The 21,572-nt window shown below is 73.3% G+C and carries 12 protein-coding genes; 5 read left to right on the forward strand and 7 right to left on the reverse strand.

Going from position 1 to position 21,572, the window contains the following annotated elements:
- Positions 1-23: 23 nt before the first annotated feature.
- Complete coding sequence (locus WMF42_RS37055; RefSeq protein ID WP_437687843.1) at positions 24-350, reverse strand: hypothetical protein; 327 nt, start codon at positions 348-350, stop codon at positions 24-26.
- Between WMF42_RS37055 and WMF42_RS37060 the strand changes: the two genes are divergently transcribed.
- The gene (locus WMF42_RS37060; protein WP_437687845.1) at positions 349-5,721 is read left to right on the forward strand and encodes a trifunctional serine/threonine-protein kinase/ATP-binding protein/sensor histidine kinase; all 5,373 of its coding nucleotides are present in this window, start codon (positions 349-351) and stop codon (positions 5,719-5,721) included. The two genes, WMF42_RS37055 and WMF42_RS37060, sit on opposite strands and share 2 nt — an antisense overlap.
- 42 nt (positions 5,722-5,763) lie before the next feature.
- Here the strand turns inward: WMF42_RS37060 and WMF42_RS37065 are convergent, their stop codons facing one another.
- From WMF42_RS37065 to WMF42_RS37075, 3 genes are all read right to left on the reverse strand, one after another.
- A complete protein-coding gene (locus tag WMF42_RS37065; RefSeq protein WP_437687847.1) occupies positions 5,764-8,499 on the reverse strand; it encodes a hypothetical protein in 2,736 nt (911 codons plus the stop codon).
- The gene (locus WMF42_RS37070) at positions 8,496-11,957 is read right to left on the reverse strand and encodes a poly-gamma-glutamate biosynthesis protein PgsC/CapC (protein WP_437687849.1); all 3,462 of its coding nucleotides are present in this window, start codon (positions 11,955-11,957) and stop codon (positions 8,496-8,498) included. Before WMF42_RS37070 ends, WMF42_RS37065 begins: the two co-directional genes overlap by 4 nt.
- Positions 11,958-12,065: 108 nt before the next feature.
- Entirely contained in the window at positions 12,066-13,817 is a 1,752-nt protein-coding gene (locus WMF42_RS37075) for a S53 family peptidase (RefSeq protein WP_437687851.1), read from the reverse strand.
- A gap of 544 nt (positions 13,818-14,361) precedes the next feature.
- On the opposite strand from WMF42_RS37075, the gene WMF42_RS37080 reads away from it, so the two are divergent.
- The 4 genes from WMF42_RS37080 to WMF42_RS37095 all read left to right on the forward strand — a co-directional run bounded on the left by WMF42_RS37080 (position 14,362) and on the right by WMF42_RS37095 (position 19,400).
- Complete coding sequence (locus WMF42_RS37080) at positions 14,362-16,794, forward strand: hypothetical protein (RefSeq protein ID WP_437687853.1); 2,433 nt, start codon at positions 14,362-14,364, stop codon at positions 16,792-16,794.
- A 161-nt stretch (positions 16,795-16,955) separates the two neighbouring features.
- Positions 16,956-17,768 carry a hypothetical protein gene (locus WMF42_RS37085; RefSeq protein ID WP_437687855.1) on the forward strand — a complete coding sequence of 271 codons (813 nt, stop codon included), beginning with the start codon at positions 16,956-16,958 and terminating at the stop codon, positions 17,766-17,768.
- 179 nt (positions 17,769-17,947) lie between these two features.
- Complete coding sequence (locus WMF42_RS37090; RefSeq protein WP_061612039.1) at positions 17,948-18,541, forward strand: HdeD family acid-resistance protein; 594 nt, start codon at positions 17,948-17,950, stop codon at positions 18,539-18,541.
- 181 nt (positions 18,542-18,722) lie between these two features.
- Positions 18,723-19,400 carry a DNA alkylation repair protein gene (locus tag WMF42_RS37095; protein WP_437687857.1) on the forward strand — a complete coding sequence of 226 codons (678 nt, stop codon included), beginning with the start codon at positions 18,723-18,725 and terminating at the stop codon, positions 19,398-19,400.
- 77 nt (positions 19,401-19,477) lie between these two features.
- On the opposite strand, the gene WMF42_RS37100 is transcribed toward WMF42_RS37095, so the two are convergent.
- From WMF42_RS37100 to WMF42_RS37110, 3 genes are all read right to left on the reverse strand, one after another.
- Complete coding sequence (locus WMF42_RS37100; protein WP_437687859.1) at positions 19,478-19,984, reverse strand: GyrI-like domain-containing protein; 507 nt, start codon at positions 19,982-19,984, stop codon at positions 19,478-19,480.
- Positions 19,985-20,117: 133 nt separating this feature from the next.
- Positions 20,118-20,525: a GIY-YIG nuclease family protein gene (locus WMF42_RS37105; RefSeq protein ID WP_437687861.1), complete on the reverse strand. Its 408-nt coding sequence runs from the start codon at positions 20,523-20,525 to the stop codon at positions 20,118-20,120.
- 489 nt (positions 20,526-21,014) lie between these two features.
- A complete protein-coding gene (locus tag WMF42_RS37110; RefSeq protein ID WP_437687863.1) occupies positions 21,015-21,470 on the reverse strand; it encodes a hypothetical protein in 456 nt (151 codons plus the stop codon).
- Positions 21,471-21,572: the final 102 nt, after the last annotated feature.

The following is a 21,572-nucleotide window of genomic DNA, read 5'->3' on the forward strand; positions in this document are numbered from 1 at the left end:
GCCAGCTCCGAAGGGAGCCTACCCTACAACATGCCGCGCGCGCAGCGGGGAACCTGCGCGCGCGCGACCTGCGCCCCCTCCTCGATGGCTCCGCGCGCCGCCAGGCAGGCGACGATGAACGAGCGACGCGGCGCCTCGGGCCCGCCGTGCTCGCACCATGACAACTCGGTTTGCTGTTGCAAGGCACCCACGAACTGGCTCCAATGAGCTCGATGCGGCACGCCGCGGCAGAGCGCCGAGCGTGCCGGTGCGCGCGTCGTCCGCTCGCCCTGACGCGGCCGCCCGATGGGATGGCGGTGCGCCAATCCACAGCACGTGTTCCAGCCAACAGAGAACGAGACAAGCGCCATGCTCGAGATTCATGGATACACGCTTCTCGACGCCATCAAGGCGACCGACGCCGACGTTGTGTACAGGGCAGTGCGCCGCGCGGACGGGCTGCCCGTCCTCGTCAAGACGCCGGCGGCGCTGCACCCCGGGCCGCGCGAGCGCGAGCGCTACCGCCGGGAGCACGGCACGTTGCAGCGGCTCCGCGGCGCGCGCGGGGTGATCGGCGTGCTCGCGTGCGAGATCGCGCAGGAGCGCCCGGCGCTCGTCCTGGAGCGCGTCGAGGGGCGGCCCCTGCAAGAGCGCGCGGGCGCGCCCCTCGACGTCGGTCGCTTCCTCGATCTGGCCATCTCTCTGACTGCGACAGTGGCGGAGATTCATTGCCATGGCGTGATCCACAAGGACATCAAGCCGGGCAACATCGTTGTCTCGCCGTCGGGCGAGCCCTGGCTCATCGATTTCCGCATCGCTGCCTCCCAGAAGGTGGAGCACGTGGACGCGATGCCGACCCACCTCATCGAGGGCACGCCGGCCTACATGTCCCCCGAGCAGACCGGGCGCATGAACCGCGTCATCGACTACCGCACCGACCTCTACTCGCTGGGCGTCACCTTCTATGAGCTCCTGACTGGCACCTTGCCCTACCAGGGGCGCGACGCCCTGGAGTGGTTCCACGCCCACATGGCGCAGGTCCCGAGGCTCCCGCACGAGCTCGTGCCCGGCCTCGCGCCCGCGCTCTCCGCCATCGTGATGAAGCTCCTCTCCAAGACCGCCGACGAGCGCTACCAGAGCGCCGAGGGCCTGAAGGCGGACCTGGAGCGGTGCCGCGAAGGCCTGCGCCGCGGCGCCATCGAGGATTTTCAGCCCGGCACGCGCGACGTCTCCACCTGCCTGCAGATGCCGCAGCGGCTCTACGGGCGCGAGCCCACGGTCGCCACCCTGCTGGAGGCGTGGGGCCGCACGGCGCGCGGCGGGCGGCCGGAGCTCCTCCTTGTCAGCGGCTATTCGGGCATCGGGAAGTCCTCGGTCGTCCACGAGCTGCACCGGCCGGTCCTGGAGCGGCGCGGGTTCTTCCTGAGCGGCAAGTTCGACCAGTTCCAGCGTGATGTCCCGTACGCCACGATGGCGCAGGCCATCCGCGAGCTCGTGCAGCACCTCCTGGCGGAGACCGACGAGAAGCTCGGCAGCTTTCGCCAGCGCCTGCGCGAGGCGTGGGGAGACAACGGGCAGGTCATGGTGGACCTCGTGCCGCAGCTCGCGCTCGTCGTGGGCGAGCAGCCGAAGGTCCAGGAGCTGCCGGCCGCCGAGGCCCAGAACCGCTTCAACCTGGTGTTCCAGCGGTTCCTCGGCGTCTTCGCCACCACCGAGCATCCGCTCGTCATCTTCCTCGACGACCTCCAGTGGAGCGACCTGGCCACCCTCAAGCTCGTCCAGCACCTCACCGCCCACCCGGACATGCCGCCGGTGCTGCTGATCGGCGCCTACCGCGACAACGAGGTCGGGCCGTCACACCCGCTCATGCTGGCGCTCGACGAGATACGCAAGGCGGGCGCGCGGGTGAGCGAGGTGCAGCTCGGCCCGCTGAGCCCCGCGCAGACCCGGGAGCTCGTCGCCGACGCGCTCCCGGGCGCGGGCCCGGACGTGGTCGCCCCGCTCTCGGCGCTCGTGCACGAGAAGACCGGCGGTAACCCGTTCTTCCTCGTCCAGATGCTGCCCACGCTCCACCGGGATGGGCTCCTCCGCCGCGCGCCCGACGGGGGTTGGCAGTGGGACGCAGAGGGGGTGAAGGCAAAGGACTACTCCGACAACGTCGTCGACTTCATGGCGGGGAGGCTGCGCCTGCTGCCTGTCGAGACGCTGCACCTCCTGCGGCTCGCGGCGTGCGTGGCCAACACGTTCTCGCTGCAGACGCTGGCCATCATCTCTGGCCAGGACCTGGGCGAGGTGGAGCGGCACCTCGATCCCGCGCTCCAGGAAGGGATGCTCGTGCGCAGCGCGGCGGACCAGTACCGGTTCCTCCACGACCGCATCCACCAGGCGGCTTACGCCCTCACCCCGGAGGACGAGCGCAAGGCCGCGCACCTGCGCATCGGCCGCCTGCTGCTCGGGAGCCTGACGCCGGAGGAGGTCCGGGAGCGGCTGTTCGACGTGGTGAATCAGCTCAACGCCGCGGCCGAGCTGATGGACGAAGGCGCCGAGCGCCACCGCGCGGCGCGCCTGAACGCCGAGGCGGGCTGGAAGGCCAAGGCGTCGGCGGCGCACCGCTCGGCCATCTCCTACCTCACGGCGGCCTTCTCGCTCATCCCCGGCGACCCGTGGGAGACCGACCACGAGCTCGCCTTCAAGCTGCGCCTCGATCGCGCGAGCAGCGAGTTCATGCTCGGCCGCGCCGCCGAGGCGCGCCGGCTCGCCGACGAGCTCCTCGAGCGGGCGCGCACGCGCGTGGACAAGGCCGCTGTGTACCGCCTCAAGAGCGACATCCACGTGGCCTCCAGCGAGAACGAGGCGGCCGTCGCGAGCATCCTGGCAGGCCTCGACCTCTTTGGCATGCACATGCCGCCCCGCCCCTCGTGGGACGACGTCGCGGCGGCCAACGAGGAGGTGATGGCGCTCCTCGGCGACCGCCCCGTCGAGAGCCTCGTCGATCTGCCGCTCATGGCCGACACAGACAAGAAGGCGGCGATGGACCTCCTCGCGGCGCTCTTCGCGCCGGCGTTCTTCACGGACGGCAACCTGCTCGTGCTCCACCTCTGCCGGATGGTCTCTCTCGCCCTCCGCCACGGGAACACCGACGCGGCCGCGCAGGGATACGTCTGGTACGGCGTCATGGCCGGCGCCGTCTTCCAGAACTGCCAGCAGGGCTATGCCTTCGGCAAGCTCGCCTGCGATCTCGTCGAGCGATACAACTTCTCCGCGTGCCGAGGCAAGGTCCTCTACAGCATGGAGATCATCAATTACTGGACTCGACCCATCTCCATCTCGCTCGACCTGGCCCGGAGCGCCTTCCACCACGCGGTCCTGTCCGGCGATTTCCAGGTCGCCTGTTACTGCTGCAATCACATCGTCACGGACCGCATCAGCCTCGGGCACGACCTGGCCGACGTGTACCGCGAGTCGGTGGCGCGCCTCGATTTCCAGCGCAAGGCCGGGTTCCGGGACGTGCAGGACATCACGCTCCCGGCGCAGCGGTTCGTGCAGCAGATGCGCGGGCTCACGCGGGCGTTTGACACGCTGGACGGCGACACGCTGGACGGCGACGGCTTCGATGAGGCGGAGTTCGAGGCCGCGCTGACGCCGGACCGGATGAGCACCATGCGGTGCTGGTACTGGATCCTCAAGATGCAATCGAGGTACATGGCCGGCGCTCACGAGGAGGCGCTGCGCGCGGAGGCGAGGGCGACGGAGCTCATCTGGGCTTCTCTCAGCCACATCCAGCTCCTGGATTACCACCTCTATCGCCCCCTGACCCTCGCGGCGTGCTTCCACGACAGGGCGCCCGAGGAGCAGCGGGAGCACCTCGAGGCGATGCGGCAGAGCCAGCGGCAGCTCGAGGCGTGGGCGAGCCACTGTCCGGAGAACTTCCGCGCTGCCGCGCGGATGGTGGGCGCGGAGATCGCGCGCGTCAGCGGCAGGCCGGACGAGGCGATGCACCTGTACGACGAGGCGATCCAGGCGGCCCGCGAGGACGGCTACATCCAGTACGTCGGCCTGGCGAACGAGCTCGCGGCGCGCTTCTGGCGCGAGCGGAAGCTCCCGTTCATCGCCGCCGCGTATGCGCGCGCGGCGCAGGACGCGTACAGGCAGTGGGGGGCCGACGGCAAGGTGAGGCACCTCGCGGCCCTGTGGCCTCAGCTCGCCTCGCCCGCCGTCCCCCTGGCCGCGGACGCCACGTGCGACACGAGCGTGACGCACATCGACGCGCTCGCCGTGGTGAAGGCACAGCAGGCCGTCTCCGGCGAGATCGTGATCGAGCGGCTGGTGAGCACGCTGATGAAGGTCGCCATCGAGAACGCGGGGGCGCAGCGCGGCGCCCTGCTGCTCCCGAAGGGCGACAAGCTCGTCGTCGAGGCCGTGGCCGACGCCCATCGAGGGCGAGGGGGCGTCGTCGTCGCCCCGGGCGACGCCGGCCAGGAGCTGCCGTGGAGCATCGTCGCTTATGTCAGGCGCACGCACGAGCACGTGCTCATCGGCGATGCGCTCGAGCCCCACCCGTTCTCGTCGGACGCCTACCTCGCGAGCGGCCGCGCGAAATCGGTGCTGTGCTTGCCGCTCCTCCGCAAGGGGGAGTTCCACGGGGTGCTCTACCTGGAGAACGGGCTCGCCTCCCAGGCGTTCACGCCGGACCGCATCGCGCTGCTCGAGCACATCGCCTCTCAGGCGGCCATCTCGATCGAGAACGCGCGGCTCTACGCGGAGGTCCAGCGGGCCGAGGTCGCCTTGCGCCACGCCAACGACGAGCTCGAGAAGCGCGTGGAGGAGCGGACGCGGGAGCTCAAGCAGGCGCAGTCCCAGATCGCGGAGTCGGCGCGCGCGGCGGGCATGGCCGAGGTCGCGGCGAACGTGCTGCACAACGTGGGCAACGTCCTGACGAGCGTCACCGCGGACGCGCAGATGATGCAGGAGTCGCTGGCCGGCTCGCGCGTCGGCCGGCTGAAGCAGATCGCGGCGATGCTCCAGGAGAACCGCGGGGATCTCGCCGGCTTCCTCACCAGCGACCCGCGGGGGAGCCGGCTGGCCGAGTACCTGCACGCCGTCGCGGGCGAGCTCGCCGGGCAGCAGGAGGCGCTGCTCGGCAGCCTGAGCTACATGCAGCAGCACATCGAGCACATCCGCACGATCATCCAGGTGCAGCAGCTCCACGCGAAGAGCGCGCTCTACGTGGAGGAGTGCTCCCTCGGCGAGGTGGTCGAGAACGCGCTGCGCATCCAGGAGACAGCGCTCCGCCGCCACAGCGTCGCCGTGACGCGTGAGCTCGACGCGCTGCCGGCGCTGCCGGTGGACAGGCACAAGGTGCTGCAGATCGTGGTGAACCTGCTGGCGAACGCGGCGGAGGCCGTGGCCGAAATGCCCGAGGGCGATCGGCGCCTCGTCGTGCGGCTCCGGCGCGAGGGGCAGGCGGCGCGCATCCAGGTGGTCGACAGCGGCGTGGGGATCGCGCAGGAGGTGCTGCCCCGGCTCTTCTCGCACGGCTACACGACGCGCAAGGACGGCAACGGCTTCGGACTGCACTCGAGCGCGCTGGCCGCCAGGGTCCTCGGGGGCTCGCTCACGCTGAAGAGCGAGGGACCCGGCAAGGGAGCGACGGCCACGCTGGAGATCCCGATCGCGGGACCGGCGGTCGAGCCGACCCGGGGAGCGGAGGCCAGGAGCCGCACGAGCGAGCTGGCGCCGTGACGCGGGGGCCGGGATCCCGAGCCTCGATGCGCTCGGCCCCCCTCACGGATCGTCCTCCACCCACAGCCTCGGCCCGTTGTCGCGCCCCGGCGCCTTCTGCCCGACGAGCACCGCGCCCACCCAGACCTCCTTCGCCGTCTCCCCCGCGTCGCCCGCCTGCGGCCCGAGCAGCGACAGCCGCACCACGCGCTCGCCCGGCGCGAGGTCGTCGCCCAGCCGGATCACCGAGCGCCCCACCCCGTCCGCGCCGCGCCTGTCGGTCGCCGCCTCCCACAGCGTCGCGCGCGTGAGATCGCCGCCCCGGCCCGCCAGCACGCCGTCCGGGATCGTCACCCGCCGGAAGAACGCCGCCTCGCGCGACGCGGGCTTCGCCCCCTCGATCCGGTAGCGGACGCGGTAGTCCTCGTTCTGCCCGGGCGTCACCACGAACAGCACGAGGTGCAGCGTCTCGCCCGGCTCCTGCCGGAACCGGTACGCCATCGGCCGGCCGCGCGTCAGCTCGAACACGTCGCGCCGGCGCACGATCGCCCCGCCGTTCGCCGGCGGCGCCTCCGTGTACGCGACCCCCGCCTCGCCGAGCCCCTCGACCTCGATCCGGCGCGTCCCCGGCGCCGCCGTCACGCGCAGCGCGCCCGACAGCGCCACGATCGGCTCGCGCAGCGCCACCTCGCCGTCCACGCGCACAGCGACCTCCTTGCCCAGCGACGCGCGCGCGGCCCTGTAGACGATCGACAGCCGGCCCGCGCCGGCCCCCTCGGCGTCCACGCGCACGTCCTTCGCCACGAGCAGCGGCGTCCACGCGTCGCCCGGCGACGGCTCCCCCGCCGACTGCCACGCCGGCATCAGGAGCCGCCGGCGCACCGGCGCGTGCTCGGGCACGAGGATGCGCTCCGGCCGATCCGCGTCCGACCTCGCGCCCTCGCCCGAGCGCTCGATCCGCACCTGCTCGCGCAGATCCGAGAAGCGCTCCTTCCGCTCGAGATCGTCGAGGTTGACCGGGCGCACGTCGGTCCACGTGCTCACGTCGAACGGCGCGTACCGCCACGTCTCGTCCTCGGCCAGCTCGACCCGGTACGGCAGCCGGTAGAGCGTCTCGTTCACGCCCGGCTCGATCGTGCGCAGCCGCACGCGCGTCCTCGCGTCGCCCGTGATCTCGATCCGCTCCACCCCCGGCGGCGGCCGGAGGATCGCGAGCCGCGGCTCGGACGCGTCGAACCCGTCGTTCCACCACTCGAAGCGCGATCGCGGGAGCGTCACCTTGAGCTCGGCCCGCTCGGACGGCCCCGGGCCCCACCGCGCCACCACCGTCGCGTCGCCCTGGTTCGCGCCGCCTGTCGCCTCGATCTCGGCGCGGATCAGCAGCCCGAGGAGCTCCTGCCCGGGCGCCATCCGCGCGATCACCGGGTCGCCCGGATCCAGCGCGAGGTAGCGCACGATGCGCACGTCCGGCGGCGTCTGGAGCCGCGCCGGCGCGGCCGGCGCCGCGGCGGCGGCCGGCGCCTCGGCGGCCGGCGCCTCGGCGGCGCCGGGGGCCTCGACGGCCGGCGCCGCGCCGGGGTCGCCTGCGGCGGCGGGCGGCGGCATCGCCGGGTGGACGATCTCGCCGACCTGCTGCATCGCCTGCGCCTCCGGCGCGCCGAAGCGCACGCCGAAATCCGGGCCGACGCCGTCGATCACCACCGTCCGGATGCCCTCGCGCGACAGCTTCACCGTCGCCCGCCCGAGCGGGCCGAGCGCCACGCTCGCGGCCGCGCCCGCGCCATCCGCGACGCGCACCGTGCGGCCCGGCGGGCCCTCGATGTCGAGCGACAGCGGGCCGCGGAAATTCAGCGCGGCCGCGTGGCGCTCGCCGACGACGAACTCGGACGCGCCGCGGCCGTCGGCGCGCGGGTACGGCATCCGGAAGCGGCGCAGCAGCAGCCGCGACATCTCGTAGTCGAGCCCCTCGCGGCCCCCGGCCTCGAGCCGCCGCGCCCAGCCCTGGAGCAGCTCCCGTCGCGCCGGCTCCGGCAGGTCGGCGAACCCGAGCGCCGACACCCGGCGCCCCATCTGCCGCCGCTCCTCCGCGTCGAGGCTCTGCTCGAACACCGCGCGCGACGTCTCGCTGCGCTCGTAGCGCCCCTCCAGGCGCGACAGGATCGTCAGGTCGATCGGCGCGCCGTCGCTCCCCACCGCGGGCTTCGCGCGGAGCCGCACCTGCCCGCCCTGCGGGAGCACGTCGTGCGTGATGAGCAGCGTCGAGCGCGGATCCGTCACAGCGCCCTCGCCGCCGGCCAGCCGCGCCGCGTACTCGCCCTCGCCGAGCGGGCGATCCGGATCGCAGCTCACGCGGCTCTCCAGGTCGTACACGTGCCGCGCGACCTCCGCGCCCCGCTCGTTCACGAACGTCGCGACGAACCCGTACGGATAGCGCCGCGCCGAGTCGCAGATCTCGGCCTTCACGCCGCCCCAGGTCGTCACCTCGACGGCGTCGATCTCGGCCGGGATCTTGATCACGAGGTCCCGCTGCGGCTCGATGTGGTAGGCGAGGATCTCGTCCTCGGCGGGCAGCGAGCTGCGGAGCGGCGGCGCGCTCGGCAGGAGCGAGAGCGCGAACGCCGTCACCCCGAGCAGCGACATCGCGATCAGCCAGCGCGGGTTCAGCCCCTTGCGCGGCGCGCTCGGCCGCGCGACGAAGCCCCCCGTCGCCTGGCGCGCCCGCAGCGGCGGCCGCGCGGGGCGCGGCGGCGCGGGCGCCTCGTGGATCGACGGCTCGCGGCGCTTCGCCGGGGCGCTCACGGGGCCGCCTCCTGCGGGGCCGCGCCGGGCGACGTGGACCCGGGCGCGGGCGCCGCGCCGGGCGGCGCGGACCCGGGCGCGCCCGCGCCGGCCGCCTGGAACCTGAGCGCGCTCGTGCCGACGGTGACCGCGCGCCGCAGCCGCAGCTCGCCGGGCACGGCCGCGCCCGGGATCGCGACGAGCGCGCCGTCGATCGGCAGGATCTGCGCCTCGCCCGGCCGGGCCGCGATGACCCACGGGCGCCCCGTGATCACGTCGCGCCTGAGCTCCACGTGGCACCGCGCCTCGGCCCGCGGCGCCGCCGCCGCCTCGGCCCGCGGCGCCGCCGCCGCCCCGGCCCGCGGCGCGCCCGCCTGCGCCGCCGCTGCCGCCTGCGCGCCCGCCGCCGCCGCCGCCTGCGCGGCGAAATGCGCCTTCAGGTAGTACGGGTTCCGCTCCGTCGTGTAGCGCCGGAACACCTCCATCGCCGCGGTGAGGTCGCACTCCGCCGGCACGCCCCGGGTCGGGCACGCGACGTCCCCGCTCGCGCCCGCGCCCGCCGTCGCGCACGACGCGAGCGTCCGCGCGCGCTCGGCCACGTCGAGCGGCTCGGGCGCCACGCCGAGCCGCGTGAGCCGCGCCTCCAGGCGCGTCTCCCCCTGCCCCGGCGCCGCGAAGCGCCGCAGCTCGAAGAAGCGCCGGATCGCGCTGCCCAGGTAGACGATCGCGAACCGCCCCTCGGCGAACCGCTTCGCGTAGGCCATGGCCATGTCCGTCGCGCCGCTGAACGACACGTGCTCCCGCGTGCCGTCGAAGAGCCCGACGCGCAGCTCGAGATCGCGCAGCGTCTCCAGCAGCGGCCCCGCCAGGGCGGGCACGTGCTCCGGCCGCACGACCTCGTAGCCGAACGAGATCACCGCGTCGCGCTCGTGGCTCCGCTCCGCCTCAATCGCCTGGACCGACAGCGCGCTCCCGCCGTCGCCGACCCAGACCTCGTGCGCCCGCTGGAAGAAGCTGCGCAGCCCCTCGGCGCGCCGCACGTCGGCCGCGCCGCTCGGCTCCGCCGTGGGCACCGCCCCCGCGAGCAGCAGCGACTGCGCCGAGAGCGCGTCGGCGAGCGCGAGCCCCGCGCCGAACACCCCGATCTGCCACCGCGGCGCCGGCACCTCGACGAGCATCGCCCCCGTGAGCGCCGACCGCATCGACTCGGGCGACGGCGACGGCAAGATCCCGCCGATCGACGCCGCGGGCCCCGCGCGGCGCCCGGCCGGCGCGGCCGGCGGCGGCGGCGGCGCGGGCGGGTGCGACAGCACGAGCCACGCCGGGTTGCCGCGGCGCTCCGGGCCGCCCTCGGACGGCCCCGGCTCCGCGATGCCCCACGCCGCCGGCGCCGCGTCGGTGCCGCCGATGCGCACCTCGCGGAAGCCGAGCCGCCCGAGGATCGCCCGCTCCCACGCGGTCGGCGGCGGCGCGCCGGCCGCGCCGCCGGGCCGCGTCGCCGCCGCGATCAGCCGCGGCGCCACGACGCTGTCGAACAGCCGCAGCTCCTCGATCGACGGCGGCCGGAACCGGCCCGGCTGGACCTCGGTCAGCGACACCATCCGCTTCGAGAGCTCCTCCTCCAGCGTCCCGCTCCAGCGCACGATCCCGGGCACCCCGAGCACGCGCGCGCCCACCGCCTCCGCGACGTGGAGCGGCACCCGGAGGCGCGGCGCGTCGCCGAGGAGCGTCGACGGCTCGGCCGCCGGGCGGAACGTCATCGTCGCCTCGGCGCCGAGCCCCGCGCCGATCGACACGACAGGCAGCCCCGCCGGCGAGCCCACCACGCTGAGCTCCGGCCCGTCGCCGCCGCCCGCCTCGACGATCAGCACGTGCGGGTCCTCCATCGCCTCGATCATCGCGGCCGCGAACGCCTCGTCGTGGCGCCGGATCGCGCCGTGGCGCGACAGCAGCACGACCCCCGCCGCGTCGAGGATCTCCGCCGCCCGGAGCGCCACCGCGGGCAGCGCCGAGCCGATCTGCGCGGGCGCCGCCAGCACCAGCCACTCGGGCGCGGACGTCGGGCTCCGGCCGAGGCGCTTGCGGAACGCCGCCCGCGGCGCGCTCGGCGCGTCCTCCGGGTCCTCGAACCGCGCGGTCATCACGTACCACGGCCTGTCGCCGTCGCCCTCCTGCACGACCGAGAGCCGCGCGCGCTCCGCCACGCCGAGCAGCTCGCCCGCCGGCCGGCCGTCGCGCAGCACGCTCCGCGCGAGCCGATAGGCGACCCGCCGCGCCTCGATGTCGGCGGCGATCGCGGCCGCCCTCGGGCGCGGGCCCGGCCGCGGCACCGTGTCCGCGAGCACGAGCGACAGCGCCGCGCTGTCGACGCGCGGCGGCGGCCTCGCCTCGGCCGCCGGCGGCGGCGGCGCGCTCCCCCACCCGAGCGCGACGAGCGCGTAGCCGACCGCGTTGCCCGCGAGGAACGCCGTGAGCGACACCTGGAGCGTCGGCATGATCACGATGCCGACGTGCTCCTTGTTCCACATCTTCACGGCGAGGAGGCTCGGCAAGAGGTACCCGAAGCCGAAGTAGTCGATCATCTGCAGCCCCGGCGCGAACCGCACCATGGCGAAGCCGATCGCCATCTTCACGACGAAGCCGAGCACGTACACGAAGATCATGCGCCGCGGCCCGACGAGCAGCATCCGCGAGAACGGGCGGACCGAGGTGATCCAGCGCGACAGGTAGAAGACGACCAGCGCCTCGACCGTCGTCGTGAGCAGCTTCGTCGGCTCGTACCAGGCCACCGCGAGCAGGCCGGGCACGAGGATGCCGTTGTAGTCCCACCCGTAGCGGACGTTGTTGCGGGCGCCGAGCAGCGCGCCGATGACGAGGATGATGTGGGCCTTCGGCAGCTCGAGGAACTCGAGCGACAGGCTCTCGTTGAGGACCTGGAAGCGCGAGACCGACAGGTTCGTCGTGCGGAGCAGCACGCCGAGCACGAGCGCCGTCAGCGCCGTGACGACGGCGAGCCGCGGCGCCGCCCGCACGAGGCCGCTGTTCCAGAACGCGTTCGCGATGAGCGGCACGAGCACGAGCCCGATGCTGTAGAGCTCCCGCGAGTGCACGAACTCGTAGCGCGCCGAGACCTCGGGGACGACGAAGCCCTCGACGAACAGCCGCACGATCACCGCGCCGACGATGAACAGGTAGAACCGCTCGCGCCCGAACGCCGTCGACCACGCGCCCGTCCGGGTGATCCAGCGGCCGATCAGCGCGACGAACAGGTACGTCACCACCGACTCCGCGATGATGAACACCGCGGTGACCGGGGCCGCGAAGAACACCGTCGCGAGGTAGCCGGGCACGACGAGCCCCGCGTACGTCCAGCCGAGCGTCTCCGTGAACAGCGTGCCGAAGACGAGCCCGATCAGGACCGCGGCGTGGAGGCTGCGATCCAGCCCGTTCGGTGGGAAGAGCGGCAGGTTCTCGAGCATGCGACGGTGCGGCGAGGCGGCGAGGCGGCGAGGCGGCGGTGATCGGCGTCGGTCCGCCGGGATCGGGTCGGCGCGCGCCGCCGACGCCCGACCCGGCGTGCCGCGCCGCTACGGCAGCGTGGTGGCCAGGCCGATAGCGCTCGGCGCGCCCCAGCCCGTCGGGTAGTCCCAGCCCGGCCCCGCGGCAAAGAACTCCGTCGAGCCGCTCACGACGTCGCGGAACGTCGCCTGCACGGCCGGGGTCGTGTAGAGGATCGAGTTGAGGAAGCCGACGCGCGGCAGCCCCTGCGCGGCGCGGTAGCTGTTCACCGCGGCGACGATCCCCGCGAACGCGGGCGCGGAGAACGACGTCCCGCCGTAGCGCTGCCACTCGCCGAGGTAGTAGACCCAGTAAGGGAGCGGCGAGGTCGAGGCGTGCATCGCGACGTCCGCGACCGCGCGCTTGCCGCCCGATCCCTCCACGATCCCGACCTGCCACGAGGGGATGTCGAACGAGAGCGTCGGACCGGAGCCGGAGCGCGACCAGGCGATCTCGCTCTCGACCTCGCCGTCCTCGGTGACCCAGAGCGACGTCCCGCCGACCCCGGTGACGTACGGGCTCGCCGAGGGCGTGTCGGTCTGCGCGGAGTCGCCGGTCGCCGCGACGACCGTGATCCCGAGCGCCGCGGCCATCTGCGCCGCATAGTGGTACTGGAGCCGCACGGCCGGCGGCTCGGAGTCCTCGCGGTGCGCGAACGAGTCCGTGATGATCGACACCTCGCCGCGGCCGATCGCCTCGTTGAAGGTGTAGACCATCGACGTGTTCCGCGCGTCGGGCCCCTGGTACACGACGAGCTCCGCGCCCGGGGCGAGGCCCCCGGACCACTGGACGTCGAGCGTCGACTCCACGTAGCGCGTGGCGGGCGGCTCCATGGTCTGGATGACCCGCGGGTTCGACCGCTGCACGCCGAGCGACCGCCAGAACGACTGGAGGTCCTTGAACTTGAAGGCCGCGCCGACGGTGACGCCGAGCTTCACGCCCTGGCCCGTGAACCCGAGCTCGTAGAGCTCGTCGAGGTCGTACGCGCCCGCGATCTGCGCGAGGGTGACCCCGTCGGTGACGTCGGCCGGCCCCTCCTCGTCGATCGCCCCGCCCTCGGCGGGCAGCGGCTTGGTGCTCGCCGCGAGATCCGCCGTGATGATGCCGGTCGTCCGATCGGCCACCCACGTCGGCACGGTGAGCTGCTCGAGCGAGCCGTAGACGTCGAACGGCGGGTTCCCCGCCTGCGGGTTCTCCCGCTCGAAGACCCTGAGCTCCGTCTGGAAGGCCGCGTTGAACTGGGCGACCGTGCCGGTGAACTGGAGGAGCAGCCGGTTCGTGGCCGTGAAGTTCACCTGGAACCCCTGCTCCTCGAGCCAGAGCTTCACGAGGTGCACGTCGAGCTCCCGCGGCGCGAACTGCGCGATCCACTGCTCCGAGGTGAGGTACTGGCGGAACCGCGGGCTCGCCGGGTCGTACATCTCCTCGATCACCGGCGCGAGGCGCCCCGAGTTGCGGATGGGGAAGCCCATCAGCGCGCGGACCACCGCGTCGTCCTCCGCGGTGCCCTTGTCGTCGTACACGCCCGGCAGCGGGCTCGGGATGCCGTCGGTCGCCTCGGTGGGCTCGAGCTCCTGCTCGGTGAAGTCGGGCAGCTCGTCCGGCAGCACCTCCGGCGGCACCTCCCCGCCGGCCCCGCCGCCGCCCTCTGCCGCGCCCCCGGCGCCGCCGCCGCCCTCCGCCGCGCCCCCGGCGCCGCCGCTCGCGGCCCTGCCCCCACCGCCGCCGGCGCCGCCGGCGCCGCCCGCGCCGCCGCTGCCCGACGGATTTGCGAGCTGCACATCCGACTCGCAGCCACAGCTCGCGGCAGAGAAGGCGACGCTGTTCGCCAGAACGAACAACCCGAGGACCGGCGCGACCCGAAGAACTGATGAAGTACGACGCATACGCAAGGGCGATTCAAACCCCTTCCGACAGGCCGATCCAGCCCAATCGTCACCGCGCGCTGACGTCGCATGACACGCACGCCGCCCGCAACACAACGTGCCTCCGAGGGGCGTGCGGAGCACCACGTCGCACCTCGTCTCGAACAGAATCCGCTGCTGCGCCGCGGCGAGGCCGCTCGCCCCGCGCCGGCGGCCCCGCGCGGGACGAGATGAACGCGGGCGGCAGCGCTGAGCGAGCGGCTGTAGGGCGCGTCCTTCTTCTTCGAAGACACATGTTTTTGGCGCGGCGCACGCCGGTAGACAATTGTATTGGAGCGACCTCGATGCGACGCTCGGTCTCCCTGGGCGTTTCGCGACCCCTGGTGCGCTGCGTTCTTCAGCGATTATGGCGAAGACTTACCGTCCGCGGATCCCCAAGCCCTTTCGCATCCCGCGACCGATGACCTCGCCCGCCGAGGCGGCGCGCTTCGGGTGGCTCAGGCCCGACGCGATCGCGATCGCCGCGGGCGCGCTGCTCGCCGCCGTCGCGCCGCTCGAGCGGTTCGACTACGTCGCGCGCGGCCTCACCGCGTCGTCGCTCGCCGACGCCGCGCCGTCCGGGCAGGTGCTGCTCGTCACCGCCTCGCCCGAGGCGCTGCGCGACGGGCTCTGCGAGCGCGCGCTCCCCGGCCTGCTCGAGCGGGGCCGCGCGCGCGGCGCGCTGCTGATCCCGCCGGCGGACGCGTTCTGCGCCGGCGGCGCGGTAGAGGGCGCGCGCGGCGCGCTCGACGGTGACCGCGCCGCGCCCGTCGTCCGCATGCCGCCCGGGCTGCTGCGCCTGAGCGCGGGCGAGGTCGTCGGCTTCTCGCCGCTGGCCGGCGAGGAGCGCGCGGCCGAGCTCGCCGCGCTCGGCGTCTCGGCGGCGCCGTGGGTCCTCAAGAAGGCGCCGCAGAGCGTGCCCGCGGTCAGCCTGAGCGCCCTCGCCGAGGGAGAGGTCCCCGCGAGCGCGCTCGCGGGCCGCGTCGCGGTCGTCGGGGTGGGCTCGGGCGGCGTCCCGCCCCAGGCCGTCGCGACGTCGGCGCTGCCGCCGGCGAAGGGCGTCGCCGCGGTGCTCGGCGGGCTGCTCGACGGCGGGCGGCGCGCCTCGGCCCCGGCCTGGGCGCCGGCGCTGTTCGTCCTGCTCGCGGGCGGGTTCGTGTGGTTCGCGCGCCGCCGTCACGGCAGCCTGGTCGCCACCGCCGCGGTCTTCCTCGCCACGTTCGCGCTCGCCGCGGGCCAGAGCGCGCTCGCCGCGCGCGCGGAGGCGAGCCTCCTGCCGCTGCCGAGCACCCTGTTCGGCCTCGCCGTCGCGTTCGCCGGCGTGATGATCCTCCGCGGCATCGGCGTCCAGCGCGCCGTGGATCGCGCCGCGGAGCTCATCCAGCGCGCCGCGCTGTTCCGCATGCAGGGGGTGCACACGCTGCCGGACGAGGAGTTCTGGCCGCGCGTGGCCCGCCTCGCCGAGCAGGCGCACCCGGCCGATCTCGTGCTCGTCGCGGAGCTGCCCGCGGGGAGCTGGCACCTCAGGTTCTGGAACGACCAGCGCGGCGGCGAGAGCCTCGTCGCCGAGCGGCGCCACGACGTCCGCCGCCCGCCGTACAGCAGCGAGCAGGGCGTGCCGGCGATCCGCCTGGCGCGCCGGTTCCTCACCAAGCAGGACATGCCGGCGGTCGTGGTCCCGCTCATCGCGTTCGGCGAGATCGAGGGCTACGTGTTCTTCTGCGGCCCTGTCGCGGAGGCGACGTACTCGCGCGAGCCGGAGCGGGCTGAGCACGTCGGCCGCGAGCTCGCGCTGCTCCTGCGCAGAAAGCGCCTCGCGCGCACCGCGGAGGCGACCGGCGGCGAGTCGCGCGCCGGGCACACGCCGACGGACGACCTCGTCGAGGGCGCGCGCGTCGCGCTCGACGACCTCCAGCTCTTCGGGTCGATGCTGCGCAACGCGCCGGTCGGGCTCCTCTACGCGGACGCGTTCGGCGACGTCCGCTTCGTCGCGCCGGAGTTCGCGCGGTGGCTGCGCGCGCGCGACGTCACGGTCCCGGCCGAGAGCGCGAGCTCGGCGCTCCCGCCCGGCTCGCTCACGCTCGGCGACGTGCTCGGCGCCACGTCCGCGGGCAGCGCCGCTGTGTCGCTCTCCAGCGTGATGGCCAGCGACGACGGCATCGAGCTCAGCGTCAGCGCGCCCGAGCCCGCGGTGCTGTCGGTGCGCCCGCTGCGCCGCGAGTCCGACGGCTCGTCGTGGATCGCGGGCTACGTCGCCGCGCTCATCCCGGTGAAGCAGCCGGCGCCCGTGTCGGGCAACGTGCGGCCGCTCGCCGCGCGGGACGCGACAGATCCGCTCTGCGCCTTCCAGCTCGGCGACGTCGTTGCCGACGCCGTCGCGAGCGCCGCGCGCGCGACCGGCCGCGCGGTGCGGCTCGAGCCGATCCGCGGCGCGACGCACGCGCTCGGGCACCGCGGCGAGCTCGCGCAGGTGCTGGAGGCGTTCCTGACCGACGTCGCGAGCCGCGGGCTGCCGGGCCACGGCCCGGTTGTGTCGGTGCGCGAGGCGACGCACGGCGTGCAGCTCTCGATCCTCGACGTCGGCTTCGGGCTGGGGCTGCCGGAGTCGGCGCTCCGGCGCGTGCTGACCGCGCCCGGCGCGGCCCCGGCCGGGCTCGAGCCGCTCGGCCGGCTGATCCTGGCCGTGGAGGACAGCCACGGCCACGCGGAGCTCAAGACGAACGACGGCTGGGGGATCACGCTCACGGTGACGCTCCTCAAGGCGCACCCGCGCGTCGGCGTGACCCCGCACGAGGGCGGCAAGCCGGCGGCGCAGCAGAACGTCATCGCGATCGGGCGGGCGAACCCGAAGTGACCTGAGGTGCCGCGGCCGGCCGGCGGCCTCGCCGAGACCTCGGCGAGGCGCAGGGGCGCGACCTGGCCGGGGGCCGCGGCGCTTGACGATGGGGGGCCGGTCTCGATGTAGCGCCCATGGGGCAGCCATCCACCGGACGACGTCCGCAGTTCCCCTCCACCGTGCCACGACCGGTCCGGGCGCGCGCCGGGCGCACACCGACGGAGCGGACTCCGCTGGCGGTGCGGACCTTCGGCGTCGGGGTCGACGTGGCCACGAGGGCGCACGTGCGCCAGACCCTCGCGGCGAAGCTCGGGCGGTTCGCGCCCCGCATCGAGCGGCTCACGGTGCGCTTCACGGACGTGAACGGGCCACGCGGCGGCGTCGACGTCGCGTGCGACGTGAAGGTCGTCCTGAGCGGGCGCCCCAGCGTCGTCTACCAGACGCGAGGTCGAGAGCCGCGCGAGACGATCGACAGAGCCGTCCCGGGGATCGTGCGGGCGGTGCAGAGCGCCCTCGCGCGGGCGCCGCGCGGCGCACCTCGCGCGCCGCGCGGCGCGCCTCGGGCGCAGGCGCGCGCGCCGGAGCCCACGGCGCGCGCGGGGAAGCGCGGCGCGGCGGCTCCGGCGCGGCTCGAGCATCCATCGCCCGAGGGCAGCCTCATCGGGCGGCGCGTGGGGCGCAGCGAGGAGAACCTCGAGAGCGCGCTGGAGCGGCCCGAGAAGTCGCGGCGTGACGTACCGGTCGACACCGCAGCTCCGGGGCGGAGCGCGACCGACAGGAAGGCGGGCGGCGGCTCGACGGCGCGGCGCAACACGATGCGGAGGGCACGGAAGGCCACGGCGGCGCTGGAGGACTCGGCGCAGGACCGCCCGTCGCGCAAGTCGACGCGCAAGAGCGCCAATCGCGCGAAGCAGGACGCGAAGCTCCGGCGACGCGCGGTCCAGCAGGCGGCCGCTCCGAGCGCCAGGGCCGCCAAGGCGACCGCCCGCTGATCAGCGGGTGCGCTGCTGGCCGCCCTCGGCCGTGACGCCTCCCACGCGCGCCAGGCACGATGTTCCCGCCGGCGCGCTGGTACGGACGATGCCTGAAAGCGGACGTGGTCCCGGCAGCTCGTCCACGCGCGGCGGGTGATCGGCGGGACACGCGTGCTCCACGAACCGGAGGGGTGTCCATGGTCGATCCGCTCGAAGAGTCCCCGAAGCCTCTGCGCTTCACGCCGGTCGACATCGACACCGTGCGGGACAAGCGCGGTCGGTTCCTCGCGATCGGCGTTGTCTCGATCGTGCTCGGGGTGCTCGCGATCGTCCTGCCCTTCGCCGCCTCCCGGGTCACCGCCATCGTCCTCGGCTGGTTGATCGTGCTCGCCGGCGTGGCCGAGGGGTGGCACGCCATCCAGAGCCGCGGCTGGGCCGGTGCCGGCTGGGAGCTCGTGAGCGCCCTCGTGCAGGTGGCGTTCGGGCTTCTTCTCGTGGTCTTCCCGACGACAGGCAAGCTCGCGCTGGTGGTGATCGCCACGGCGTACTTCGCCGCCGAGGGCGCCCTCAAGCTCGTCCGCGCCTCTCAGCACCGCGGGCTGCCGGGCTCGGGATGGCTCGTGATCGACGGCATCCTGACGCTGGCGCTCGGGATCCTGATCGTCACGGGCGGCGTCGCCGCCGCCGTGAAGGTGCTCGGCGTGCTCGTCGGGCTCAGCCTCGTGACCGGCGGCATGTCGATGATCCTGATCGCGCTGGGCGCCGCTCGCGAGCTCCACATGCGGCCTTGAAGGAGGCGACCTCCGCGCCGTGCAGAGGGCGCGCCCCTTCCACGCTTCATCATCCTCCCCGACGAAGGCCCCTGCTGCCGGCTCGATGGCCTCGCATGGGCCGGCACGCCGACGCGCCTCGTGGTCGGCGCGGACTGCCGCGCCGCTGGACGACGCCCGCGGATGCGGATAGCTCCAGCCCATGGACCTCACCGACGTCCTGCGGGATCTCGCCGCGCTGGGCAACGAGAGGATGCGCGAGGTCAACGCCCGCGCCGGAGACGCCCACGGCGTGAACCTCACCCAGCTCCGCGCGCTCGCGAAGAAGCTGAAGGCTGACAACGCCCTGGCCGGCGCGCTGTGGCGCACAGGGGACCCCGACGCACGCCTCCTGGCGACGCTCGTGTTCAAGCCCAAGGCCTTCTCGGCGGACGAGCTGGACGCGATGGTCCAGGAGATCGGCTACCCCAAGCTGCTCGACTGGTTCATCGTCAACGTGGTGCGGGCGTCGGGCCATGTCGAGGCGCTGCGGGTCCGCTGGAAGGACTCCGCGAGCGCGCTTGTCGGGCGCGCTGGCTGGAGCCTGACGACGGACCGCGTCGTGAAGAGCCCTGCCGGCCTCGATCTCCCAGCGCTGCTCGACCAGATCGAGGCGGAGATGAAGACCGCGCCCGGCCCGAAGCAGTGGTCGATGAATCACTGCCTCGCCGAGATCGGCATTCACAACCCCGGGTTGCGCGCCCGCGCGACGGCCATCGGCGAGCGGCTCGAGGTGCTCAAGGACTACCCCGCATCGCCGGGCTGCACGCCGCCGTTCGCGCCGATCTGGATCGCGGAGATGGTGCGGCGGCAGAAGGCAGAGAAGACGCGGAGCCGGTGAGGGCGCCGGCAAGGCCCTCTGGCGGGACCCCGCCGGTCACAACCCGTCCGTCGACGCGGCGCTCTCCGCCTCGCGCGTCATTCGCGCTCGAACGCGAGCGTTGGTAATAAAACGTGTGCTTCTGCGACATGACGCCTGAGGCAAGCCGTGCCGCGTAGGGGCGTCGGCTCGAACGGTCCGCCAGCTATCCAGCCATGGGTTGACGGATGATGGTTTTCCACTTCGCCGGGTCGGCGCGACGCACGTCGCTCAGATACAAAATGAGGCTGCATGATCATCATCGTCCATTTCCACCTCGACCTGTCGTTGGAGGTGAAGACGGACATGTCATCCGACCACCAGAGGCCTTCGAGCGGCATGACCGCGTAGTCGATCCCTTGCGCCCCCTTCTTCACCATGAACTTCGTCGTGTAGGCAACGGAGAACAGCGCTTCCACGGCCTCGGCATACGCCTGTGACGTGTTGGGGTCGCCCTCGCCGTCGATCATGAGAAACTGAAACGCTGGAACGTCGACCTGAACCACCTCCTTCGCGGATGGCTGGTAGAGATGCTTGAGCTCCCTCTTGAGATCGACCTTCGACACGAATGCACCTGAGGATAGCCAACGCCAAGCTCAGCCGCGGCGGGCGTGCGACGCACGCCTGTGGATGCACTGTAACCTGCGCCCGCCGCCGGATGCAACGCTCTGTTCGGCGGCGGGACGCGTGGCCCGCCGCCTACGGGTTCAGAACCGGTTTGAGCTCTGACTTGAGCTGCTGTTCCAATCGCCGGGCGTCAGCCCCATCCATGGCGGTGGCGAAGCGGAACGCACATCGTTCGACCAGGTAGGAACGCACTGCCGCCTTTGCTTGGTGCGGATGGCGAGCGCGTTCATCGGAGATGAACTGCACACGAGCCAGAAACAGGTACTGCGCGAACATGTTCACAATCTGGCCGCTGGCATGATCACGAAGTCGCCGGCGGAGACTTCCGCTCCTGTCACGACCGGCCATCCCCACGTAGATGACTTCTTCGTCGTCGTAGATGACGTAGGCACCAGGCTGATCCGGCACACTCCTCCAGTCCACACCCCTGAAGCTCACGGGTGGAGAAAGCAGGCTGCTACGCGGGGTAGATTCATCCATCAGAACGAGTCGAGAGCCGCCGAACGATTTGCCTGCGCGCCGTACCGCGAATCCACCGCATGGACGCCACTGCGTAGCACTGCGCGCGATCGTTCAAAGGCCGGGCGTGGGTTCAGCTCTTCGGGGAGCATGGTCATGTGGAGCTAACGGCTTGCGGGTGAGCTGCGAAGCCCGCCGAGACCGACGTCCCATCGTGCCACGCCCGTCGGACCTCTCGCAAGGCTCCGGTCATCCACGCGGCGGCCTCGTCGGCTCCAGCCGCTTGTTGGCCGAGCCTGGCCCCGCTCGTCATCTCAGCAGGGATATGAACCGGTCGAGCATCGGACCGATCTGCGGAAGCTCGGGAAGACTCGGGCGAGGGCGTCCCTGGCCGCTTCTGGGCTACGCTCCGGCGCATGCATGGGGACGTGCGATGCGGCGGAAGCAACGGCTCCGGTCATCCACGCGGCAGGCCTCGCCGGCTCCAGCGGCTGGTCCGTCGTGCCTGGGTCAGATGGCCCAGGTGCCGAAGCCTTCCGAGGAGGCGAGCTTCCCGTGGGCCTCCATGAACGGCTTGTCGCATTCGCGGCACAGGATGATCCAGTGTTCTTCGAACCCCTTGCAGTCCGGGAGCGGGCGGCGCTTGGCGATCGGGGCGCCGCAGGCCGGACACGCGCCCTCGCCATCCCGCCGGTCCTCGGTGATCCGCCCGCCGCCCAGCCCGCTCAGCGCGCAGATGGCCGCCTCGTACTCATCCACCGCGACGAGGATGAACGCTGCTCGCTTGCCGAACCGGGCGCGAGCCAGCTCCCGCATCTCGGCGAAGAGCGACAAGCACTCGGCGAGGAGCTCTGCCCGGACCGCGCTCGGCGACACGGACATCTTCTGCCCGCGGCTCATGACACGGTCCATCAGGCCGGACGCCCGGAACACGTGCTGGGTGATGGGGTGCGTTGAATCGAGCATCCGTGCCTCCGATGCCGAACAATCAAGCTCGGCAGCCCCGAGCCTTCTCGGCCCTACTCGCATGGGCGCCAGGGCCTACCACGACTCCACATACGGGCGTGC

It is taken from the genome of Sorangium sp. So ce176 (genome assembly GCF_051519835.1).
In the GTDB taxonomy this organism is placed as follows: Bacteria; Myxococcota_A; Polyangia; order Polyangiales; family Polyangiaceae; genus Sorangium; species Sorangium cellulosum_G.